Here is a 21139-nt window from a genome sequence, read left to right as displayed (position 1 = left end):
ACGTGCGCTTCGGCTGATGGGCATCAAGAAGCCTTCTCGGCCGCCTCGCCCACGACGCGGATGTAGTCGTCGCCCTCGGCGGAACCGATCGTGAGGGGGCTCGGGGTGATGACGGTGGACAGGGTGGTCGCGCTGTCGATGATCGCGATCGCGCCGTCCGCCACCGCGGGGATGCGCGAGAGCAGCGGGTCGGCCTGCAGGGTGGCGACCATGTCGTCCGAGCCGTACGCGACGATCAGCTGGACGTCTTGGAAGTCCTCGATCTGCTCGGCGCTCGTCTGGAACCAGAACGTCTCGGATGCATCCGACTGCTCGGCGACGTACGCGGCCGATCCCAGACCCATCTCCTCGAGGAAGCCGACGCGCGGGTCGCGGGTGCTGTAGTAGTTCACGTTGCTGAGGTCGGTGGGGTCGTAGTAGGTGAGGAGGAAGTTCTTCCCCGCGAGAGCCGGGTACTTCGCCGCCTCCGTCGTCACGTGATCCTCGAGCGAGGTGACGAGATCCTTCGCCTCCTGCTCGAGACCGAGCGCCGTGCCGTCGAGGATGGTCATGTCCTGCCAGGAGGTGCCCCAGGCGACGTCCTGGTAGGTCACCACGGGGGCGATCTTGGTGAGCGTGTCGTACTGCTCCTGCGTCATGCCGGAGTATGCGGCGAGGATGACGTCGGGGCGCGCATCCGCGATGGCCTCGTAGTCGTAGCCGTCGGTCTCGTCCATCAGCACCGGAGTCTCGGCACCGAGCTCGTCGAGCTTCGCCTTCGTCCAGGGGAGGAGTCCGTCGCCGTCTTCATCGCCGTAGGTCACCTTCGGCATGGCCACCGGCACGACGCCGAGGGCCAGTGCCGCATCCTGGTTGCCCCAGTCGAGCGTCACGACGCGCTCCGGCTGAGCGTCGATCGTGGTCTCGCCGAAGGCGTTCTCGATCGTGACGGGGAACGCGCCGTCGGGTGCGGCGGCCGAGTCGGTGGACGTGGTGCTCGAGGCACCTGTGCTGCAGCCGGTGAGGAGCAGGGCGGCCGCCGCGACAGCGACGAGGGCAGAGCGTGTACGCGACACGAGACCTCCAGAGATCATGTAAGGGATGCCTTACCTTACATATATGCCCTGCCCGGTTGCCAACCGGAGCTCCTCCCGCGTGGGTCAGCGCGAGCGGTCGACCTTGCGCACCACGGTCCACACGAGGGGGAGCAGAACCGCGACGAACGCGGCCTTCACCAGGCCCGGCACGATGAACGGAATGACGCCCGACGCCATCACCGAGGCGAACGAGACGGACTGGCCGAGCACCTGGGCGAGGATCAGCGCCATGTAGGGCACACCGACCAGGAACGGCACGACGCTCGCCGCGACGAAGCCGACGAAGGCAAGGACAGGCTTGCGGTCCCAGGCGCGCTCGGCGAAGTAGCCGGCGACGAACGCGGCCGGAATGAATCCGAGGATGAAGCCGAACGAGGGCGCGAGAACATAGAGCGGTCCGCCGACGCCGCCGGCGAAGACGGGCAGCCCGGCGAGTCCGGCGAGAAGGTACGTGGCCATGCTGGCCGCGCCACGGCGCGCACCGAGAGCCGCGCCCACCATCACGACGCCGGCGGTCTGCCCGGTGATCGGCACGGGACCGATGAAGAACGACACCCGCGCGAGCAGGGCGACCACGAGGACACCGGCCACGACGAGCGCGGCATCGACGGCGAATGCGCGAGCTCGGGTGGACGGGCGAGCGACGATATCGGCCAGGACACGGCGGCCGGATGCGGGAACGGCGACGGACATGGTTCTCCTCAGACGTCGGGCCCGCCGCAGTCGTGCGGGCGTCGCGACTCATCCTAGGGCGACTCCGCGCGCGCGATGAGGAGGGCGGACGCCGGATGCCGTGGCTCGCCGTAGAATCGATGTGGCGATTCCGCCGAAATCCACCCCGAAGAACGGACGTCACCTGTGCTTGCCGTGCACAACCTCGAAATCCGCGTGGGCGCTCGCGTGCTCATGTCCGACGTCGATTTCCGGGTCGGGCAGGGCGACAAGATCGGGCTGGTCGGTCGGAACGGTGCCGGGAAGACCACGCTCACCAAGGTGCTCGCGGGAGATCTGATCCCCGCGGACGGCGCGGTCGAGCGCACCGGCGAGCTGGGCTACCTGCCGCAGGACCCGCGCACGGGCGACCCGGAGATGCTCGCGCGCACCCGCATCCTGGACGCCCGGGGGCTCGGTACTCTCGCGATCGGGATGCAGGAGTCCTCGCTCGAGATGGCCGACGAAGATCCCGAGGTCGCCGCGAAGGCCATGCGCCGGTACGGCTCGCTGACGGAGCGCTTCGAAGCGCTCGGCGGCTATTCGGCCGAGGCCGAGGCCGCCTCGATCGCCCACAACCTGTCGCTGCCCGACCGCATCCTCGACCAGCCGCTGAAGACGCTCTCCGGTGGTCAGCGCCGTCGCATCGAGCTCGCCCGCATCCTGTTCTCGGACGCCGACACGATGATCCTCGACGAGCCGACCAACCACCTCGACGCCGACAGTGTCGTGTGGCTCCGCGAGTTCTTGAAGAACTACAAGGGCGGGCTGATCGTGATCAGCCACGACGTCGAACTCGTGGGCGAGACGGTGAACCGGGTGTTCTACCTCGATGCGAACCGTCAGGTCATCGACGTCTACAACATGAACTGGAAGAACTACCTGCGCCAGCGGGTCGCCGACGAGGAGCGCCGCAAGAAGGAGCGCGTCAACGTCGAGAAGAAGGCGACCGCGCTGCAGCTGCAGGCCGCTCGCTTCGGTGCGAAGGCCTCGAAGGCCGCCGCCGCGCACCAGATGGTCGCGCGCGCCGAGAAGATGCTCTCGGGCCTCGACGATGTGCGTCAGGATGAGCGCGTCGCGAAGCTCCGGTTCCCGAAGCCCGCTCCGTGCGGCAAGACGCCGCTGATGGCGCGGGGGCTGTCGAAGTCCTACGGCTCGCTCGAGATCTTCACCGACGTCGACCTCGCGATCGACCGCGGTTCCCGGGTCGTCATCCTCGGCTTCAACGGTGCGGGAAAGACCACGCTGCTCCGGATGCTGGCGGGCGTCGACATTCCCGACACCGGCATCATCGAGCCCGGCCACGGCCTGAAGATCGGCTACTACGCGCAGGAGCACGAGAACCTCGACGTCGGTCGCTCGGTGCTCGAGAACATGATGTCGGCGGCGCCCGACATCACCGCCACCGAGGCGCGGAAGGTGCTGGGATCGTTCCTGTTCACCGGCGATGACGTGCTGAAGCCGGCCGGGGTGCTCTCCGGTGGCGAGAAGACACGCCTCTCGCTCGCGACCCTCGTGGTCTCGAGCGCGAACATGCTGCTGCTCGACGAGCCCACCAACAACCTCGACCCCGCCTCGCGGGAAGAGATCCTCGGGGCGCTGGCGCACTACGAGGGTGCCGTGGTGCTGGTCTCGCACGACGAGGGCGCGGTCGAAGCGCTGAACCCCGAGCGTGTGCTCATCCTTCCGGACGGCGTGGAAGACATCTGGGGTCGCGACTACGCCGACCTCGTCGCGCTCGCCTGACCGTCATCGCCGCCCCTCGCTCGGTGGCGGTCCCGCGTCGGGTCAGTGACCGATGTGGTCGAGCAGGGCGTCCTCGTCGACCGCATCCCGGTCGGTACGACGCGCGCGCGCCGGACGAGGAGCGTCGGGGTCCCGGTCCTCGGCAGCGTCTTCGCGGGCGTGCTTCACCTCGGTACGGATGATGTAGCCGATGAAGACGAACCCCATGATCGCGAACAGGATCCACTGGATTGCGTAGGACAGGAACGGTCCGGGGTCGATTGACGGGGCATCGAGCGGCTGCGGACGTTCGGTCGGTGCCGGGTCCTCCGTCGCCAGGATGCCGTACGCGCTGGTGATCGTGTCGGGCCCCGTGGTCTCCGCGATGAGCGGTAGCGCGATCGTGGGCACCTGCCCCGCGGGGGCGCTCCGGCCCGATGTGGGAAGAGCCTCACCGGGCCGCATCCGCACCGTGATCTTCACGTCGCCCGCGGGCGGCGCAGCGATGACGGCGGGGCCGTCGCCGGATTCCGCCGGCGGAACCCAACCGCGGTTGACGATGAGGATCCGGCCGTCGTCCGCCCGGAACGGAACGAGCACCTCGAAGGCAGAGGTGCCGCCGTGCGGCCGGTTGCGCACCACCAACTGGTCGTCCGGCAGGTAGCTGCCCTCGACCGCCACGGGATGCCACTCGAGCTCCCCGTCGAAGACATCGACGGACGACACCGCGTCATCGAGCGCGAGCGGTGCCGCGTCGTAGTTCCGCTCGGCGAGAGCGAGTTGCTCGGCGCGCGCGTCATTGCGGGAGAACTGCCAGTTCGACAGCATCACGCAGATGATCGCGAAGATCAGCGCGATCGCGGCGTACACCGACCAACGGACCGCCGCGGGGGCCGTCTTCAGGTTCACGCGGGGCGCTCCGCATCCGTCAGCGCCGCGACCGCCACGGGAAATGAGCGCGACGTCAGAAATCCGCGCAGATAGTCGACGTGCGCGTCGCACGCGACCCACGTCTTACGGCGATCGGCGGTGTGGATACGGGGATTACGCCACTCGATGCGCCAGCTCGCGCTGTCGCGGCATCCTGCCCGTGAGCACATCGCATCGGTCATTCTTCTGGCTTTCGCAGCGGCGTTTCGGTGATCCGGATGACGCGGTCCATGGGCTCCGCGGGGGCCGCCGGGGCAGCGGCCTCGGTCCGGGGCGCCGGTGCCTCCAGCATCCGTTCCGGATTGATGACCTCGGGACCGTGCGTGTCTTCTCCGACGTTCGCGATGACCACCGCGATGTAGGGGAGGAACACGGCTCCCGCGGCGAAGACCCAGGTGTACCAGCCGTAGGGCGTCACGAGAGCCATCGCGATGAAGCAGGCGATGCGGATGCCCATGGTGATCATGTACTTCGTGACCCGCGAACCTTCGTCCTCGCGCGGGGCACGCGGCAACGAGGTGGCCGACTGAGGGGTCTTCGAGGCTTTCTTCACGGTGCGTCCAGCCTACGCCGGACGCACCGCGACGGACCCGTCAGGAGAGCGAGCCGTAGGAGCTGTAGTACGAACCGGCCGTGCTGAAGAGCGCGACGAACCAGATGACGACGAAGATGCCGATGATCAGAGAAAGCGCGACGCCGACCCAACCGATCACGGTGCCCGCGATCGCAAGGCCGCGACCGTTCTCTCCGCTGCTCTTGAGCTGGCGGAGCGAGAGGTGACCGGTGATGACGCCGGCGACCGATCCGACGAACGGCAGGAAGACGAAGCCCGAGATCGAAGCGATCAACGAGATGATCGCGAGGACGTTGGTCTTCGGCGTGACCGGATACGGCGTGTACGACGGTGCCCCGTACGCGGGCTGTGACCCGTATGCGGGCTGGGCGCTGTAGCTCGGCGCCTGCGCGCCGTACGCAGGCGGAGCCCCGTACGCGGGCGGCGGGTACGCGGGCCCTGCGCCAGGTGCGGGCGGGGCCACCGGGGGTGCGGTGGGCGGCGTGGTCGGCGGAGTCGGCGGCGACTGCGGGTTGTCGGGGATCGGATCGCTCATGGGATGCCCTTTCATCGGCTCGAACCCCAGCGTTTCAGCGCACGCTCCACACTGTCAAACGCAGCCGTCATGCATCGGAGCCGCCGATAGGCTGTTCAGTTGAGCCCGTCGCACCGCGGCGGTGCGCCCGACCCGAGGAGAACGTCATGTCGACCGAACGCGTGGTGCTGGTGACCGGAGGCAACCGAGGCATCGGTCGCGCTATCGCTGAACGTTTCGTGGCAGATGGGTACCGCGTCGCAGTGACGGCTCGCTCGGGTGAGGGCCCGGAGGGCACCCTGACCGTCCGCGCGGATGTCACCGATGCGGCGGCCCTCGATGCGGCCTACACCGAGATCGAAGCGAAACTCGGTCCGGTCGGGATCGTCGTCGCGAACGCCGGGATCACCCGCGACACGCTGCTGCTGCGGATGAGCGAGGACGACTTCGATGACGTCGTCGCCACGAACCTCGGCGGCACCTTCCGGGTGGTCAAGCGGGCAGCGAAGGGCCTGCTGCGGGCGCGCTGGGGCCGCGTCATCCTGATCTCCAGCGTCGTCGGACTCTACGGATCTGCGGGTCAGATCAACTACTCGAGCTCGAAGAGCGGCCTGGTGGGCTTCGCCCGATCACTGACCCGCGAGCTCGGTTCGCGAGGAATCACCGCGAACGTCGTCGCCCCCGGATTCATCGAGACCGACATGACCGCGGCTCTCCCGGAGGAGACGCAGGCCGAGTACAAGCGGAACATCCCCGCCGGACGCTTCGCGAGCCCCGAAGAGGTCGCGGGCGTCGTCGCGTGGCTCGCCTCCGACGATGCGGCGTACATCTCCGGTGCGGTCATCCCCGTGGACGGCGGACTCGGGATGGGTCACTGAGCCCGACCCTCACACGGTCCGGTCGACCGCCGCGGCGATGGCGGCGCCCAGACGTTCCGGCTGCGAGAACTGCGGCCAGTGACCCGAATCGAGTCGGACGACCTCCGAATCGGCGACTCGCGCGAACTCCTCCGCGGCTGCCGGCCACTCCGTGAGCATTGCGAGGAAGGCCGCCTGATCGGCGGAACCAGCGAGCACCGTGACCGGTACCGAGAAGCGCCGCTCATCGCGGAGTTCCACGGGATCCATCGGTACTCGGCTCGGAACGGATGCGGTCAACGCCGCCGCGGCGCTACGGGTCTGCGGGTCGAGATCTGCGACGTCGGGTTCGTCGAAGAAGGTCCATCCGGGGAACGGGATGACGCCGTCGATCACCGGAAACTCCGAGATGATGCCGCCGGTCGGGGGCAGCGCGGTGTCGACCAAGATGACGCGTGCGACGCGGCCGGGGCGAGCATCCGCCGCGCCCCACACGACGTTGCCACCTCCGCTGTGACCCACCAGGACGACGGGGTCATCGGACGCGTCGATCCGAGCGACGACGGCATCGATCCAGTCCGCGATGCCGATACCCGCGGAGCGCTCTGCATCCGCCCCGGTCCCGGGCATCGTCAGGGCGACGGGGTGATGCCCGGCGGATTCGAGCGCGGGCGCCACCGCTTCCCACGATGATGCGTCAAGCCACAGACCGGGAACGAGCAGGATGTCCATGCTCGGCACGATACGCCGCACCGGCGACACTCGAACAGGTCAGGAACGAAGAAGCGGATGAGGCACCCCGCTCGGTAACGTGAGCCGTGTCGGCCGTCCCGCGAGGTGCGGGGGAGGATGCCGGCGGGAATGAGACGAGACCCATGACCGCGAACGACGACACCGCAGGCGGGTTCACCGCGGAAGAGAAAGCCGCGATGAAGGACCGCGCGGCCGAGGCGCGGAAGGTGAAAGCCCGGAAAGGCAAGCAGTCGCCGGCGGAAGACACCGCAGACGTGCTCGCGAAGATCGCTGAACTCGGAGACGCCGACCGAGCGCTCGCGGAGCGCGTGCACGAAATCGTCGCGAAGGCCGCGCCCTCGCTCGCGCCGAAGCTCTGGTATGGAATGCCCGCTTACGCGAAGGACGGCAAGGTCGTGTGCTTCTTCCAGGGTGCCGACAAGTTCAAGAGCCGATACTCCACGCTCGGGTTCAACGACGCCGCGAACCTCGACGACGGCGCGATGTGGCCGACCGCGTTCGCTCTCACCGACGCGGCGTCCATCGATGAGCAGGCCATCGCGGCACTCGTGGCCCGCGCGGTCGGCTGAGTCTTCACGGCAGCAGCGCGATGACCTCGCGAAGATCGACGGGGCCGACGACCAGGTCGGCCTGAGCCCGGACCGCGGGTTTGGCGTTGAAGGCCAGCCCGAGCGCGGCGGCGCCGAGCATGAGCAGGTCGTTGGCGCCGTCGCCGATCGCGACGGAACGTCTCGGATCCACGCGGTAGGTGTCGCACCACTCCTGCAGCGCCCGGGCCTTCGCGGCCGCATCCACGATGTCGCCGTCCACTTCGCCGGTGAGGAGTCCTTCCGCCACCCCGAGGCGGTTGGCCCGCCACACGTCGACACCGAGGGACGGGGCGAGTTCGTCGAGGATCTCGTGGAATCCGCCCGAGACCACCGCGACGATCCCGTCGCGCTCGTGGACGGCGGCAACCAGCTCGCGAACGCCCGGAGTGGGCTCGATGCGGGTCTGCACGCGCGCGAACGCGGACGTGGGGACGCCGCGAAGCGCGGCCACCCGGGAGCGCAGGCTCGAGGCGAAGTCGACCTCGCCGCGCATCGCGGCCTCCGTTGCCGCTGCGACCTCGGCGCCGCGCCCGGCTTCGTCGGCGAGGAGTTCGATGACCTCGTTGCGGATCAGGGTGGAGTCTGCGTCGAGCACGACGAGCAGCCGCGCGGGAGAGGGAATCACCCATCCACCGTAGCGGCGGGGATCACTGCTCGACGCGGATGCCCTTACCGACCACGGTGATACCGGAGTCTGTCACGGTGAAGCCGCGCTGCAGGTCGCGTTCCCGGTCGACGCCGACCGTCGCGCCGTCGGCGAGCGACACGTTCTTATCGAGGATCGCCCGATGGATGCGGGCCCCTGCCCCGACCCGGACCCGGTCAAAGAGCACGGAGTCGGTGATCGTGGACCCCCCGCCCGCGAGCGTCCAGGGTCCGACCACGCTTCGCTCGAGGTGGGTACCGGAGAGCACGGAACCGAGCGACACGATCGAGTCGATGGTGTTGCCGATCCTGCCCTGCGCGTCGCGGACGAACTTGGCCGGCGGCGAGTTCACGAGCTGCGAATGGATCGGCCACTGCATGTTGTACAGGTTGAAGATCGGCAGCGTCGAGATCAGGTCGAGGTGCGCGTCGTAGAACGAGTCGATCGTGCCGACGTCCCGCCAGTAGGCGCGGTCGCGGTCGTTGGATCCGGGAACGTCGTTGCGGATGAAGTCGTAGACGGCCGCCTCGCCACGGTCGACAAAGTACGGCACGATGTCGCCGCCCATGTCGTGGTTCGAGGTCGGCACCTCGCCATCCGTCTCGACGGCTTCGATCAGCGCGTCGGTGTCGAAGATGTAGTTGCCCATCGACGCCAGCACCTCGTGGGGGCTGTCGATGAGTCCGGCCGGGCTCTGCGGCTTCTCGAGGAACGCGCGGATGCGGGTCGGGTCCTCCGGCTCGACGTCGATGACGCCGAACTGGTTCGCGAGACCGATCGGCTGTCGGATCCCCGCGACGGTCGCGCGTGCACCCGAGGCGATGTGCGCGTCGAGCATCTGCGTGAAGTCCATGCGGTACACGTGATCGGCGCCCACCACGACCACGATGTCGGGCTGCTCGTCGTTGATGAGGTTGAGGCTCTGCAGGATCGCGTCGGCCGAACCCGAGAACCACCTCTTGCCGAGCCGCTGCTGCGCCGGCACGGACGCGACGTAGGCGTCGAGCAGCGCAGACATCCGCCACGTCTGCGAGATGTGCCGGTCGAGGCTGTGCGACTTGTACTGCGTCAGCACGACGACTTGCCGAAGGCCCGAGTTGATCAGGTTCGAGATGGCGAAATCGATCAGGCGATACTGCCCTCCGAACGGAACCGCGGGCTTTGCCCGATCGGCCGTCAGCGGCATGAGTCGCTTTCCCTCGCCGCCGGCGAGGATGATCCCTAGGACCTTGGGTGTACCCGGCATGCCCCCACACTATGCCGGGCAGAGTGCCTGTACTAGCGTCCTTGACATGCGCGTTGACATCATTTCCAAGGAGTACCCGCCGGCTGTCTACGGCGGCGCTGGAGTTCACGTGACCGAACTCGTCAAGGCGCTTCGGGAGCGGATGGATGTGCAGGTGCGCGCGTTCGGCGAGCCCCGCGACGAGGCCGGGACGAGCTCGTACCCGGTGCCGTCCGAACTCGCGAGCGCGAACCCCGCTATTCAGACCCTCGGGACGGATCTCGAGATCGTCGGCGACGTCGCCGGGGCCGATGTCGTGCACAGCCACACCTGGTACGCGAACTTCGCCGGGTACGTCGCGTCGCTCCTGCACGGCATCCCGCACGTCGTCTCGGCGCACAGCCTCGAGCCGCTGCGCCCGTGGAAGGCGGAGCAGCTCGGCGGCGGGTACGCGGTGTCGAGCTTCGTGGAGCGGACGGCCTACGAGTCGGCGGCGGCCATCGTCGCCGTGAGCGGCGGTATGCGGACCGACATTCTCCGGAGCTACCCGCAGGTCGACCCGGAGAAGGTGCACGTCATCTACAACGGCATCGACGTGGAGGCATGGCAGCCGGTGGACGACGTCGAGCTCCTCGCGACGCTCGGCATCGATGCCGAGCGGCCCTCGGTCGTCTTCGTCGGTCGGATCACTCGGCAGAAGGGCCTGCCGTACCTGCTGCGCGCAGCGCGACTGCTTCCGCCGGAGGTTCAACTCGTCCTGTGCGCCGGAGCTCCCGATACCCCGGAGATCCTCGCCGAGGTCGAGGGGCTCGTCCGGGAGCTTCAGGAGACGCGTGAGGGAGTCGTGTGGATCGACCGCCACCTGCCCCGCCGCGAACTGTGCGCGGTGCTGACCTCTGCGACGACCTTCGTCTGCCCCTCGATCTACGAGCCGCTCGGAATCGTGAACCTCGAAGCCATGGCGTGCGGCGCCGCGGTGGTCGGCACCGCGACCGGCGGAATCCCCGAAGTCGTCGAGGACGGCGTGACCGGTCGCCTCGTGCCGATCGAGCAGGTGCAGGACGGCACCGGCACGCCGGTCGACCCGGACCGCTTCGTGGCCGATCTCGCGCGGGTGCTGACCGAGGTCGTCTCCGATCCGATCCGCGCGCGGGAGTACGGCGCGGCGGGTCGCAAGCGCGCGGCGGACGAGTTCAGCTGGGCCCGGATCGCGGAGCAGACCGAGCAGCTGTACCGCTCGCTCGTGGGCGCCCGGTGACCTCGGCGCGGCGGCGACCCGCCGTACCCGGCAGCTAGGCTGGGGACCATGCCGCAGGTGCTGGAGTTCTCTGACGTCGTCGTCCGCCGCAATGCGAGAGACATCGTCTCTCACCTGGATTGGCGGGTGGATGCGGACCAGCGCTGGGTGATTCTCGGCGCGAACGGCGCGGGCAAGACCACCGTGCTGCAGCTGGCCGCGTCCCTCGAGCACCCGACGGCCGGATCGGTCACGATCCTGGGGGAGCGGCTGGGGCGCACGGACGTGTTCGAGCTGCGTCCCCGAATCGGCTTCGCCTCATCCGCGATGGCGAAGCGCATCCCCGCGGACGAGACCGTCCTCAACGTCGTGCTGACCGCCGCCTACGCGGTCGTCGGCCGCTGGAACGAGGAGTACGACCGGATCGACGAGCGCCGCGCGCTGCGCGTTCTCGCGGAGTGGAAGCTCGATCACCTCGCCGACCGCACCTTCGGCACGCTGTCGGATGGTGAGCAGAAGCGCGTGCAGATCGCGCGATCGGTGATGACCGACCCCGAGCTGCTGCTGCTCGATGAGCCGACTGCGAGCCTTGACCTCGGTGCGCGCGAAGAGCTCATGGCGTTGCTCGGCGGGTACGCGCAGGTCGCAACCACGCCGGCGATGGTGATGGTCACCCACCACGTCGAAGAGATCCCGGTCGGATTCACGCACCTGCTCCTGCTCCGTGATGGCGCGGTCGTCGCGGCCGGGCCCATCGCCGAGACCCTCACGGCCGAGAATCTGTCGACGACGTTCGGCATGCCGATCCTCGTCACGGAGGCCGAAGGCCGCTACGCGGCACGCGCCGCGCAGTGAACCGGATGCGGCGTTCCGCGCCGAACCTGGTAGACTCGACCCTTGGTGCGTCACGCACCTACGACTTTTGACGCCACCCCAAGGATTCCTCATGAAGACTGACATTCACCCCGGCTACAAGGCCGTCGTTTTCCGCGACCTCGGTTCGGGCGAGACCTTCCTCACGCGCTCCACGGTCAGCAGCGACAAGACCATCGAGCTCGACGGAGTCGAGTACCCCGTCATCGACGTCGAGATCTCGTCCGCGTCGCACCCGTTCTACACGGGCAAGCAGCGCATCATGGACTCGGCCGGTCGCGTCGAGAAGTTCAACCAGCGCTTCAAGAACTTCGGCGCCAAGTAAGCCGCGTACGGAAGGCCCCGCTTCGGCGGGGCCTTCCGTCGTTCCGGCTGCGTGTGATCAGCGGATCGGCCACCGGCCGTCGACCGTGTCGTCCGGATCGATGCGCCCAATGCGCACGAAGTACTCGGTGAGGCTCTCGGCCTGTTCGCGCGCCCAGCCGATCTGCTGGGTATGGAGTTCGACGCCGTCGGCGGGCAGGCGATACCCGAAACGATCGGCGAGAGCCTGCGCGATGCGGCCCGCGGCGATGGCGTCCGCGGCCGCGTCGTGTGCGCCGAGGAGCGGCACCGCGTAGTGCTCGGCGACGACGCCGAGCGTGCGCTTGCCGCGGCGGTAGCGATCGACGGCTTTGTCGAGCACGAGCGGGTCGATGACGGGCGTGGGTGCCACGATCGGCGCGTGGCCGTAGCGGAGCGCCTCGTGCTTGAGCATCGAGAAGTCGAAGGGTGCGTTGTAGGCGACGACGGCGATGCCGCGTGCGAAGAGGTCACGGAGAGCGTCGAGGATCTCACCGACCACCTCGGCGGCGGGGCGCCCGTCCGCCCGTGCCCGCTCGGTCGTAATGCCGTGCACCGCGGTCGCCCCGGCCGGGATCTCGATCCCCGGATCGGCCGCCCACGCGTGGGCCTCGCAGACGTGGCCGTCGGAGTCCAGGACCCCGACGTGCGCGGTGACGATCCGATCGTTCACGGTGTCGATCCCGGTGGTCTCCAGATCGAAGACGCCGATGCGTTGCGCCCACTCCGGCCTGTCGAAAAGCGGAAGGGTCTCGGCCGGCCACGGGTTCATGCCGCTCACGGTACGCGAGGCCGCCGACACGCCCCGACGGGCACGCCGCCCCACTCCCGGGTTCGCTCGGGAGCAGGGCGTGACTCGTAGACTCGGGTGGTGACCGTTCCGCATCCGTACGCCGATCTGCTCGCGGCGATCCCCGTTGCGCGTCACACGCGCACGGTTCTCGGCGGTCAGACCGTCTACTGGGTCTACGGCGACGCGGATGCGGAGACGACGCTGCTCGTCGTCCACGGATTCCGCGGTGAGCATCACGGTCTCGAGCCGGTCATCGCGTACCTCCCGGGGCTGCGGATCATCTCGCCCGACCTCCCCGGTTTCGGGGAGAGCCCGGCGCTTCCGGGACGGCAGCATGACATCGCGACCTACGCCGCGTGGCTCGCCGAGTTCTCGGCGGCGGTCGCTCCGGGTGCCGTGGTGCTCGGGCACTCGTTCGGGTCGATCGTGGCCGCGGCGGCCGTGGCCGACGGGTTGCCGACGCCCCGCCTCATCCTCGTGAACCCGATCGGGGCGCCGGCTCTCGAGGGGCCCCGCGGCGTCCTGACCCGGCTCGCGGTGTTCTACTACCGCGCGGCGGCGCGGCTTCCGCGCCGGATCGGTGACGCCGTGCTGCGCAGTCGGGTCATCGTGCGGGTCATGAGCGTGTCGATGGCGAAGACGCACGACCGCACGCTGCGGCGCTTCATTCACGACCAGCACGACACGTACTTCTCGCGGTTCGCGGATCGCGATGTGCTGCTGCAGGCCTTCGTCGCCTCGGTGTCGAACGATGTGCGGGCATCGGCACCGCGCATCCACGTGCCCGTCCTCCTCGTCGCGGCCGAGCGCGACGACATCACTCCGATCGAGGCGGAACGGCGCCTGGCTCGCATGTTCGCCGACGCGGAGCTCGTGGAGATCCCCGATGTCGGGCATCTCATCCACTACGAGACCCCGCGTGCCGCCGCGGACGCGATCAGGCGGTTTCTTCCGCTTTCCGACGCCGGTACGTGTTGACGTTCATCCGATTGCCGCAGTTGCCGGTGTCGCAGTAGCGCTTGGACTTGTTCCGCGAGTAGTCGATGTAGACCGAGCGGCAATCGTCCGCCGAACAGACGCGGACGCGGTCGTATTCGTCGGCGCGAATGACGTCGATGAAGGCCATGGCGGTTTCGACGAGGATGCGGGTCGAGAGCTGCTCGTCGTCCTCCGCCGCGTGGATGTGCCACTGCTCGTAGCCCGCGTGCGAGACGAGTTGGGGGAGCGCGCGGGCATCGCGGAGCATGGCGTTCACGAGCGGCACGGCGTCGTCGCGGCGGACGCCCCAGAGTCCCTGCAGGCGAGGGCGGATGGCGCGGAGCGCCGCGAGCTCCTCGGCGTCGCGCTGCAGCCGCCCGGTGTACACGCGCTCGTCGAGGAACCGGTTCAGATCGGCCAGGTCGACGAGCCCGTCGTGGCCCTCGGAGGAGGTGACCGGCAAGGTGTTGACGAGGTCGACGGCAGCGGCGAGCGCCAACTGAGTGTCATGGATGAAAACCATCTTGACTCCTGACAGGGTGATCGCTATTGTCACAAGCGTAACCCCACTTCACTCATGACAGGCGGCGAGCCGATGGCGATATCGACGGCGTCCACACCGATCATCGGCGATTCCTCGCGCCCCGCCGGTGCGCCACGCGCGGCCGGACTCATGATCGGGCTCACGTCGGCCCTCGCGTTCTCGTCGAGCGGGCCGCTCGTCAAGCCGCTCCTGGAGGCGGGGTGGACGCTCGGCGCGGCGCTCCTCATCCGGATGGGTCTGGCCGCTCTGGTGCTCTCGCCTGCCCTCGTCATGGCCGTGCGCCGCCGGCCCGGCCTGCTCCGCCGCGAGGGCCGACTGATCGTCGGGTTCGGCCTGACGGCCGTCGCCGGATGCCAATTGTTCTACTTCGCCGCCATGCAGCGGATGCCGGTCGCCGTCGCTCTGCTCATCCAGTACTTGGCACCTGTCCTGCTGGTTCTGCTCGCGTGGGCGCGCACCCGCCGTGCCCCGTCCCGCACCGTGATCGCGGGGTCGATCGTGGCGCTCGTCGGACTGGTGCTCGTCGTCGACATCTCCGGTGCGCGCTTCGACCTGCTCGGCACCGGCTTCGCGCTTCTCGCCGCGTGCTGCGTCGGGGCCTACTTCCTGCTCTCCGAGCGCGCCGGAGAAGACCTCCCGCCGCTTGCGCTGGCTGCGGGCGGCCTGGTCGTCGGCGCCGTCCTGATGGCCGTTCTGTGCCTCGTCGGCATCCTGCCGTTCGCGATGCCCCTCGTCGGCGTCGAACTCGGCGGCATCGAGCTTCCGGCTCTCCTGCCGATCCTGTGGGTCGGTTGCATCGCGACCACGCTGGGCTACGCGCTCGGCGTGAAGGCGGTGCCGCTTCTCGGCTCGCGCGTCGCCTCGTTCGTCGGTCTGTCCGAAGTGCTGTTCGCTCTCGGTTTCGCCTGGCTGCTCCTGGGCGAGACGCCCGGGATCTGGCAGATCGTCGGCGGAGTGCTGATCGTGGGCGGCGTGGTGCTCGTGCGACGAGACCGCAACCGGGTCGCCGAACCGCGCGGTGAGGCCGCTAGCGTTCCGGTCGTGCCAGTTCCATGAGCGGGACGATCCGGTAGGGGATCACCTCGTCCATCACGAGCGACGTCTCGGTGCGTTCGACGCCGTCGATCGAGAGGATGCGGGCGTCGGTGTCGAACAGGTGCTGCGCATCTCGGCATGCCACGCGCACGAGGAGATCGACCGCGCCGCTCAGTCCGTGCGCCTGGACGACCTCGGGGACGAGCGCGAGGTGCTCGCGGATCCGCGGAAGCTCGTGCTGCCGCACGACCACGCTGATGTACGCCTCGATCGGAAAGCCGAGCGCCTGCGACGAGATCGCACGCTGATAGCTGAGGAACGCACCGGTGCGGTCGAGACGGCTCATGCGCGCCTGCACCGTGTTGCGAGAAAGACCGAGCCGGTCGGAGAGGGCGACCACGGTCGCGCGGTGGTCCTCCGCGAGGGCGCCCAGCAACTCCAGATCGATGCGGTCCAGGTTCGACATAATGCTTGACGTTAGCAGTCCGGGCGCGGCGTGATCGAGCAGAATGCGCAGCGGCGATCTCAGGTTCCGGTCGGGGACGGCGACGGCGTGCTTCCGGCCGTCGTGAAGAGACCCAGACCGTGCGCCGTGAGGATGTCGAACGCGTCCTGGTACGTCTCCGGCTCCGGATGCCCCGGCTCGCCGTACTTGGCCAGGAGCAGCCCGAGGAGTCCCTTCGCGGGCGACGTCAGAGGCTTCGTCGAGGACTTCAGCTCGGCGACCTCATCCTCGTTCAGAAGGGGCGGAACGTAGGCCGGCGAAACGGTCGGCCAGGTGGACGCCGGCCGCGGCTCGGTCAGATTGGTGACGTCGAAGAGGGTCTTCGCATCGCGATCACGATCGGTCAGCGGCTCGAGACCGTGCAGGGCACTCAGGGTGGCGATGACCGCGCCGTGGTGCCGTTCGTCGTGGATGATCGTGCCCGCCTTCGTGTACGCGGACACCGCGATCGCGGGAACGCGAGGACCGAGGCGATCGAATCCGAACCCCATCTCGCCGTCGGACGAGTCCGGATGCGGCGGAACGGCCGCGGGCGGGGGAACGTGATCGTAGGTGCCGCCGTGCTCGTCGAACGTCAGCAGGAGCAGGGTGTTCAGGGCGTGCGACCCGGTTGGGGAGTCGGCCGTCCGCACCGCGTCGTAGACGCGGGCGACGAGTGCCTCACCGGCGCGGACGTCGGACACCGCCGAGTCGAAGACCGGAGCACCGTCGACCTCGCTGTCGCGCAGCACACCGAACGGCGGGTGGAAGTCATTGTGGTTGTAGACCATGCGGGGCTCGATGAACGCGTACGCGGGCAGCGTTCCGTTCGCCGCATCCGCGAAGAACTCATCCATGTACGCGAAGTGCTCGGTGCGCCAGAACTCCTCGAGCGCGGGCGCATGCATGACGCCGGTGAGGGAGATGAGTTGCTGCTCGTCGAAGTAGATCTTCCAGCTCACTCCGGCGTCGTTCAGTCGGTTGAAGATCGTCGGGGTGTCGGGAGCATCGAGCCACTTCTCGTAACCCCCGTCGCCGCGGTTGGTCACGAACCCGTGCGACGTCGAGGCGTGGAAGAAGGAGCGGTTGCAGTAGGTCTGGCTGGGCACGGCACTGTGCCAGTGATCGAAGACCGCGAACTCCTTCGCGAGCGTCGAGAGTACGGGGAGCATCGCGGGCGCGAAGCCGCCCATGATGACGTCCGCACGATCGGGGTCGGGCTCCCGGCCGTGGCTCGTGCGCCGGAAGTTGGCGATGTAATCCCGCACGAACCCGCCCATCGTCGGAGTCGCACCGGCCGGAGGCGCGTTGTACGGTGAACGCAGTCCGTGCGACCAGTCGGTTTCGTTCGAGGGCGGATCGACCGTGCCGAACAGCTGCGTGTTCACGTGCGGGTAGGTTTCGCCGGGATCCGGCTCCGGGGCGCACATGATGTCGTCCGTGCTGCCGGTGTAGATGTGGGCGGGAACCACGCGGCCATCCGGTGCGGTGTTGGAGTGATCGCCGAATGCGAGCCCCTCGAACGTGTCGCCGGCCGGCAGGTTCGCGGGCGTGTACAGGTGGCCCAGCAGATTGTCGAACGAGCGGTTCTCGCCCATCAGCACGACGACGTGCGCGAACCCCGGAACCTGCTCGCTCGTCGGGCGGCGAGCCGCATCCGTCACCGCCCATGCCGCCGCGCCCGCGCCGCCGCCGAGGGCGAGTCCGCCGAGAGTCAGTCCGCCCACCCGGAGGAAGTCTCGGCGCGACGATGTGCTGTCGCGTTCGGGGCGTGAGGGGGAACGCGGCGTCATGCCACCCGACAGTAGTGCACCGGGAGAGAGGACCGGCGGATCACCCGGCGGCGTACGACAACAACCGGATGCGGTCGCCCTCCCATCGGAGGTGGTGCACGGAACCGTTCGCCAGCCGCTCGCCCGGGATGGGGAACGCGTCTTCGCTCGCGTGTCCGATGACCTCTCGGATCAGGGCGCCGTGGGCGACGACGATGACCGTCGACTCGCCGGGAGCGGACTCCGACCGGGCGTCGCTCACGACCCGGGTCAGGCCGCGGAGGGCGCGGGCGCGCACGTCCTCGCGCGACTCCGCGTTCGGAACCTGCGCGGTCGGCCACGGCCCCCAGCGCTCGGCGAAGACCACGTCGGTCTCGCCCTCGGCGTCCCCGTAGCCGCGTTCGCGGAGTTCGGGATAGGTGCGCGGGCCATCGAGACCGAGTTCTGCGCCGATGATCTCGGCCGTCTCCCGAGCACGGGAGAGGTCGCTGGAGACCAGACGGACGGTCTCGGGATCGACCTCGTCGCGAAGACGCAGCGCCGTGTCACGCGCTTGCGCGCGGCCGGTGTCGTTGAGGGGGATATCGGTCGATCCCTGGATGCGGCGCGCGCGATTCCAGTCGGTTTCGCCGTGGCGGACGAGGATGAGTCGGGTCACAGTCCTGCTCTTCGTGGGGAGATCGTCAGCGGAGCGAGGGAAGCGCATCCGCAAGAGCCGTGAGCACCTCGCTGGTGCCGGCATCGACTTTCACGATAGCTCGCGCGTCGACGCGGGTCTCCCCGCGGTTGATGATCACGACCGGAAGCTTGCGCCGTCGAGCCCGCTCGACGAGCCGGATCCCGGAGTTCACCACGAGGGACGAACCGGCGACGAGCAGGGCGTCGCTGGTTTGCACCAGCTGCTCGGCCTCCCGGAACTTCTCGGCCGGGATGAACTCGCCGAAGAACACGACGTCGGGCTTCAGCACGCCGCCGCAGACGCTGCAGTCCGGGATGCGGAAGCCTTCTGCGCTCTCGGGGGTCACGTCGCCGTCGGGGCCGAGGGGGAGGTCCGCATCCGCATTCAGCCACGGGTTGTCGGCCTCGACGCGAGCCGCCAGATCGCGGCGGTCGAAGACCTGACCGCACTGCAGGCATCCGACCCGGCGCATCGTGCCGTGGAGTTCGACGACGCGCCGGCTTCCTGCCCGCACGTGCAGCCCGTCGACGTTCTGGGTGATGACGCCCGTGGTGACGCCGTCGAGTTCGAGGCGTGCGAGCGCGCGGTGCCCGTCGTTGGGGGCGGCGGCGGCGAACCGGCGCCAGCCCAGGTGGCTCCCGACCCAGTAGCGGCGGCGAGCCAGTTCGCTGGAGAGGAACTCCTGCACGGTCATCGGGGTGCGCACCGGAGCGCCCTGCCCCCGGTAGTCCGGAATGCCCGAGTCGGTGGACACCCCCGCACCCGTCAGCACCGCTACTCGGCGCCCGGCGAGCGCGTCGATCGCTCGTCCGACCTGCGCCACCGTGGCAGCGTCCCCATCCGTCACGACTGGCACAGTACCTCCTGCACCAGAGCCTACGCCCGCTGGTTTACGCGCAGGTTTCGTCGCGCGGGCGCAGATCCCCCTCTCCATCCGCGAGACTGGATCTTCGCGCCGAGACCGCGGGGTAACCCCACTGTCTCGGCGCGAAGATCCCGTTTCGCGGTCGGCGGCGCGGGGTGAGGGCGACGGGCGGGTGGAGGACGGATGCGGATAGAAAAGGTGGCGGATGCGGATGACTCGCGCCTCGGCGACTACCGGAACCTCACCGATGTGGCGCTTCGGCGCGTGCTGGAACCGGCCGGCGGCCTCTACATCGCCGAGTCCGCGAAGGTCATCGAGCGAGCCCTGCGCGCCGGTCACGTTCCGCGCTCCGTGCTCGTGCAAGACAAGTGGGTCGACGACATCGCGGCGATCCTCGGCGAACGGGACGTGCCGGTCTACGTGACGGACTCGGCGACCGCTGAGCAGATCACGGGGTACGCGGTGCACCGCGGGGCACTCGCGGCGATGCACCGGCCCGAGCTTCCCGACCCGGCCGAGGTGCTCCGCGGAGCCCGCACCGTCGTCATCCTCGAAGACATCGTGGACCACACGAACGTCGGCGCCGCGTTCCGCGCGGCCGCCGGCCTCGGGGCGGACGCGGTCCTCGTCACCGAACGGTGCGCCGATCCGCTGTACCGGCGGAGCGTTCGGGTGAGCATGGGCACTGTGTTCCAAGTGCCGTGGACCCGCCTTCCGGCGTGGCCGGCGGCCCGCCGTCTGCTCGATGAGGCCGGCGTGCACGTCGCCGCTCTGGCCCTCGCGGACGGGGCGACCGACCTGCACATGTTCGCGGCGGACCGCCCGGAGCGCGTTGCGCTTCTTCTCGGCTCCGAGGGTGACGGACTCAGTCGAGCCGCCCTTCGCGCGGCCGATTCGATCGTCACGATTCCGATGGCCGGTGGCGTCGACTCCCTGAACGTGGCGGCGGCGAGCTCCGTCGCGCTGTGGGCGCTCGCCCACCCGCCGCGCTGACCGCGACCCGGGCGCCCCGGCGAGCTGTGGTCAGTCGCTCGTTCCGCGTTCCGCATCCGTCTGCGGCACGGCGTACATCGCCAACGCCTCGGGGCGTTTCGCGCTGACGGTGTCGCCGGAGGACTGATTGCGCAGGCGCCGCAGCACCCACGGCACGAAATGCGTGCGTGCCCACACCAGGTCGCCGCTCCGCGCGGAACGCCAGGTGAGTCGAGGAATCGGCTCGGGCTGCATGGGGGTGAGGTCGTTCGGCACGTTCAGTGCCCGCAGCACCATGCGGGCGACCTCGTGGTGGCCCAACGTGTTGAAGTGGAGGCGGTCGTTCGCGAAGAACCGGCCGTCCTGCACCTCTTTCAGTGCCCACTGATCGGCCACGATGCAGTCGTAGCGCTCCGCGATCGCACGGACGTTCTCGTTGTAGATCGCGACCTTGCCGCGGAACGTCCGGAGCACGGGGGAGAAGTCGGTGTCGATGCCGGTGAAGACCACGACGGTCGCGCCGGAGGACGTCAGGCGGATGACCGCGTCTTCGAACTGCGCGCTGATCTCGTCGGGATCGGTGCCGGGGCGGATGACGTCGTTGCCGCCGGCGCAGATCGTGATCAGGTCGGGCTGCAGGGCGAGCGCGGGTTCGATCTGGTCGGCGATGATCTGCGCGATCAGCTTTCCGCGCACGGCGAGGTTGGCGTACGCGAAGTTGGGGACGGCGCCGGCGAGGACTTCGGCCACGCGGTCCGCCCACCCGCGGCTACCGCCGGGGGATTCGGGGGAGGGATCGCCGATCCCTTCCGTGAAGCTGTCGCCGATGGCCACGAATCGCCGCCAGGGGTGCGTGCTCGGGTTCTCGGCCGGGAGGGCTGCGGCCACGGGAAGATCGGTCGCGTCCGGCGCGGCGCTGGTCATCGCGGAAGTGTCGTCAGGGGCGTTCGGTTCAAGAGTCATC

Annotated in this window: 25 protein-coding genes; 9 read left to right on the top strand and 16 right to left on the bottom strand. The window is 69.0% G+C overall.

Annotated features, from left to right (window positions below):
• Positions 1-23: 23 nt before the first annotated feature.
• Positions 24-1055 (bottom strand): iron-siderophore ABC transporter substrate-binding protein, encoded by a 1032-nt coding sequence (locus tag LMI96_RS04030; RefSeq protein ID WP_223721313.1) that lies wholly within the window; start codon positions 1053-1055, stop codon positions 24-26.
• An 84-nt stretch (positions 1056-1139) separates the two neighbouring features.
• Positions 1140-1769 (bottom strand): biotin transporter BioY, encoded by a 630-nt coding sequence (locus LMI96_RS04025; protein ID WP_228360558.1) that lies wholly within the window; start codon positions 1767-1769, stop codon positions 1140-1142.
• A gap of 165 nt (positions 1770-1934) precedes the next feature.
• On the opposite strand from LMI96_RS04025, the gene LMI96_RS04020 reads away from it, so the two are divergent.
• Positions 1935-3533 carry an ABC-F family ATP-binding cassette domain-containing protein gene (locus tag LMI96_RS04020; RefSeq protein WP_223721311.1) on the top strand — a complete coding sequence of 533 codons (1599 nt, stop codon included), beginning with the start codon at positions 1935-1937 and terminating at the stop codon, positions 3531-3533.
• Positions 3534-3575: 42 nt separating this feature from the next.
• Here the strand turns inward: LMI96_RS04020 and LMI96_RS04015 are convergent, their stop codons facing one another.
• From LMI96_RS04015 to LMI96_RS04000, 4 genes are read right to left on the bottom strand one after another with little or no spacing between them, the layout of a single operon-like run.
• Positions 3576-4421: an SURF1 family protein gene (locus LMI96_RS04015; RefSeq protein ID WP_228360557.1), complete on the bottom strand. Its 846-nt coding sequence runs from the start codon at positions 4419-4421 to the stop codon at positions 3576-3578.
• Positions 4418-4624 carry a hypothetical protein gene (locus LMI96_RS04010; protein WP_223721309.1) on the bottom strand — a complete coding sequence of 69 codons (207 nt, stop codon included), beginning with the start codon at positions 4622-4624 and terminating at the stop codon, positions 4418-4420. The genes LMI96_RS04015 and LMI96_RS04010 overlap by 4 nt, the downstream gene beginning before the upstream one ends.
• Positions 4621-4995 (bottom strand): DUF3099 domain-containing protein, encoded by a 375-nt coding sequence (locus tag LMI96_RS04005; protein WP_223721308.1) that lies wholly within the window; start codon positions 4993-4995, stop codon positions 4621-4623. Before LMI96_RS04005 ends, LMI96_RS04010 begins: the two co-directional genes overlap by 4 nt.
• A 40-nt stretch (positions 4996-5035) precedes the next feature.
• The gene (locus LMI96_RS04000; protein ID WP_223721307.1) at positions 5036-5551 is read right to left on the bottom strand and encodes a DUF4190 domain-containing protein; all 516 of its coding nucleotides are present in this window, start codon (positions 5549-5551) and stop codon (positions 5036-5038) included.
• Between the two features lie 146 nt (positions 5552-5697).
• Here LMI96_RS04000 and LMI96_RS03995 point away from each other — a divergent pair, with 146 nt between their 5' ends.
• A complete protein-coding gene (locus LMI96_RS03995) occupies positions 5698-6408 on the top strand; it encodes a beta-ketoacyl-ACP reductase (protein WP_228360556.1) in 711 nt (236 codons plus the stop codon).
• A gap of 9 nt (positions 6409-6417) precedes the next feature.
• Here LMI96_RS03995 and LMI96_RS03990 read toward each other — a convergent pair whose 3' ends face one another.
• Entirely contained in the window at positions 6418-7119 is a 702-nt protein-coding gene (locus LMI96_RS03990; RefSeq protein WP_228360555.1) for an alpha/beta fold hydrolase, read from the bottom strand.
• Positions 7120-7262: 143 nt separating this feature from the next.
• Here LMI96_RS03990 and LMI96_RS03985 point away from each other — a divergent pair, with 143 nt between their 5' ends.
• Positions 7263-7709 (top strand): iron chaperone, encoded by a 447-nt coding sequence (locus tag LMI96_RS03985; RefSeq protein ID WP_228360554.1) that lies wholly within the window; start codon positions 7263-7265, stop codon positions 7707-7709.
• Positions 7710-7713: 4 nt separating this feature from the next.
• On the opposite strand, the gene serB is transcribed toward LMI96_RS03985, so the two are convergent.
• On the bottom strand, positions 7714-8352 hold the full coding sequence (gene serB, locus LMI96_RS03980) for a phosphoserine phosphatase SerB (protein WP_228360797.1): 639 nt from the start codon (positions 8350-8352) through the stop codon (positions 7714-7716).
• A 25-nt stretch (positions 8353-8377) separates the two neighbouring features.
• Positions 8378-9622 (bottom strand): glucose-1-phosphate adenylyltransferase, encoded by a 1245-nt coding sequence (gene glgC, locus LMI96_RS03975; RefSeq protein ID WP_223721303.1) that lies wholly within the window; start codon positions 9620-9622, stop codon positions 8378-8380.
• Positions 9623-9668: 46 nt separating this feature from the next.
• Here glgC and glgA point away from each other — a divergent pair, with 46 nt between their 5' ends.
• From glgA to LMI96_RS03960, 3 genes are all read left to right on the top strand, one after another.
• On the top strand, positions 9669-10859 hold the full coding sequence (glgA, locus tag LMI96_RS03970; RefSeq protein ID WP_228360553.1) for a glycogen synthase: 1191 nt from the start codon (positions 9669-9671) through the stop codon (positions 10857-10859).
• 48 nt (positions 10860-10907) lie between these two features.
• Positions 10908-11693 carry an ABC transporter ATP-binding protein gene (locus LMI96_RS03965; RefSeq protein WP_228360552.1) on the top strand — a complete coding sequence of 262 codons (786 nt, stop codon included), beginning with the start codon at positions 10908-10910 and terminating at the stop codon, positions 11691-11693.
• Between the two features lie 91 nt (positions 11694-11784).
• Entirely contained in the window at positions 11785-12036 is a 252-nt protein-coding gene (locus LMI96_RS03960) for a type B 50S ribosomal protein L31 (RefSeq protein ID WP_223721300.1), read from the top strand.
• Between the two features lie 57 nt (positions 12037-12093).
• On the opposite strand, the gene LMI96_RS03955 is transcribed toward LMI96_RS03960, so the two are convergent.
• Positions 12094-12825 (bottom strand): exonuclease domain-containing protein, encoded by a 732-nt coding sequence (locus LMI96_RS03955; RefSeq protein ID WP_223721299.1) that lies wholly within the window; start codon positions 12823-12825, stop codon positions 12094-12096.
• Positions 12826-12924: 99 nt separating this feature from the next.
• Between LMI96_RS03955 and LMI96_RS03950 the strand changes: the two genes are divergently transcribed.
• Positions 12925-13824: an alpha/beta fold hydrolase gene (locus LMI96_RS03950; RefSeq protein WP_228360551.1), complete on the top strand. Its 900-nt coding sequence runs from the start codon at positions 12925-12927 to the stop codon at positions 13822-13824.
• Here LMI96_RS03950 and LMI96_RS03945 read toward each other — a convergent pair.
• Complete coding sequence (locus tag LMI96_RS03945) at positions 13784-14347, bottom strand: CGNR zinc finger domain-containing protein (protein ID WP_228360550.1); 564 nt, start codon at positions 14345-14347, stop codon at positions 13784-13786. The genes LMI96_RS03950 and LMI96_RS03945 overlap by 41 nt on opposite strands.
• A gap of 72 nt (positions 14348-14419) precedes the next feature.
• Between LMI96_RS03945 and LMI96_RS03940 the strand changes: the two genes are divergently transcribed.
• Positions 14420-15424 carry a DMT family transporter gene (locus tag LMI96_RS03940; RefSeq protein WP_228360549.1) on the top strand — a complete coding sequence of 335 codons (1005 nt, stop codon included), beginning with the start codon at positions 14420-14422 and terminating at the stop codon, positions 15422-15424.
• Here the strand turns inward: LMI96_RS03940 and LMI96_RS03935 are convergent.
• Genes LMI96_RS03935 through LMI96_RS03920 form a run of 4 tightly spaced genes read right to left on the bottom strand, consistent with a single transcriptional unit; the run spans position 15396 to position 19185 of the window.
• Positions 15396-15869, bottom strand: coding sequence for an Lrp/AsnC family transcriptional regulator (locus LMI96_RS03935; protein ID WP_223721295.1), 474 nt, complete (start codon positions 15867-15869; stop codon positions 15396-15398). The genes LMI96_RS03940 and LMI96_RS03935 overlap by 29 nt on opposite strands.
• A 59-nt stretch (positions 15870-15928) precedes the next feature.
• Entirely contained in the window at positions 15929-17680 is a 1752-nt protein-coding gene (locus tag LMI96_RS03930) for an alkaline phosphatase family protein (protein WP_228360548.1), read from the bottom strand.
• 40 nt (positions 17681-17720) lie between these two features.
• A complete protein-coding gene (locus LMI96_RS03925) occupies positions 17721-18317 on the bottom strand; it encodes a histidine phosphatase family protein (RefSeq protein ID WP_228360547.1) in 597 nt (198 codons plus the stop codon).
• Between the two features lie 25 nt (positions 18318-18342).
• Entirely contained in the window at positions 18343-19185 is an 843-nt protein-coding gene (locus LMI96_RS03920) for a Sir2 family NAD-dependent protein deacetylase (RefSeq protein WP_223721292.1), read from the bottom strand.
• Between the two features lie 201 nt (positions 19186-19386).
• On the opposite strand from LMI96_RS03920, the gene LMI96_RS03915 reads away from it, so the two are divergent.
• The gene (locus LMI96_RS03915) at positions 19387-20196 is read left to right on the top strand and encodes an RNA methyltransferase (RefSeq protein WP_228360546.1); all 810 of its coding nucleotides are present in this window, start codon (positions 19387-19389) and stop codon (positions 20194-20196) included.
• 30 nt (positions 20197-20226) lie between these two features.
• On the opposite strand, the gene LMI96_RS03910 is transcribed toward LMI96_RS03915, so the two are convergent.
• Positions 20227-21099, bottom strand: coding sequence for an SGNH/GDSL hydrolase family protein (locus LMI96_RS03910; RefSeq protein ID WP_228360545.1), 873 nt, complete (start codon positions 21097-21099; stop codon positions 20227-20229).
• Positions 21100-21139 lie beyond the last annotated feature (40 nt).

The organism is Microbacterium sp. cx-59 (assembly GCF_020805625.1).
In the GTDB taxonomy this organism is placed as follows: domain Bacteria; phylum Actinomycetota; class Actinomycetes; order Actinomycetales; family Microbacteriaceae; genus Microbacterium.
Note: the sequence above shows the minus strand (reverse complement) of the source record. Positions and strands in the feature narration are given on the sequence as shown.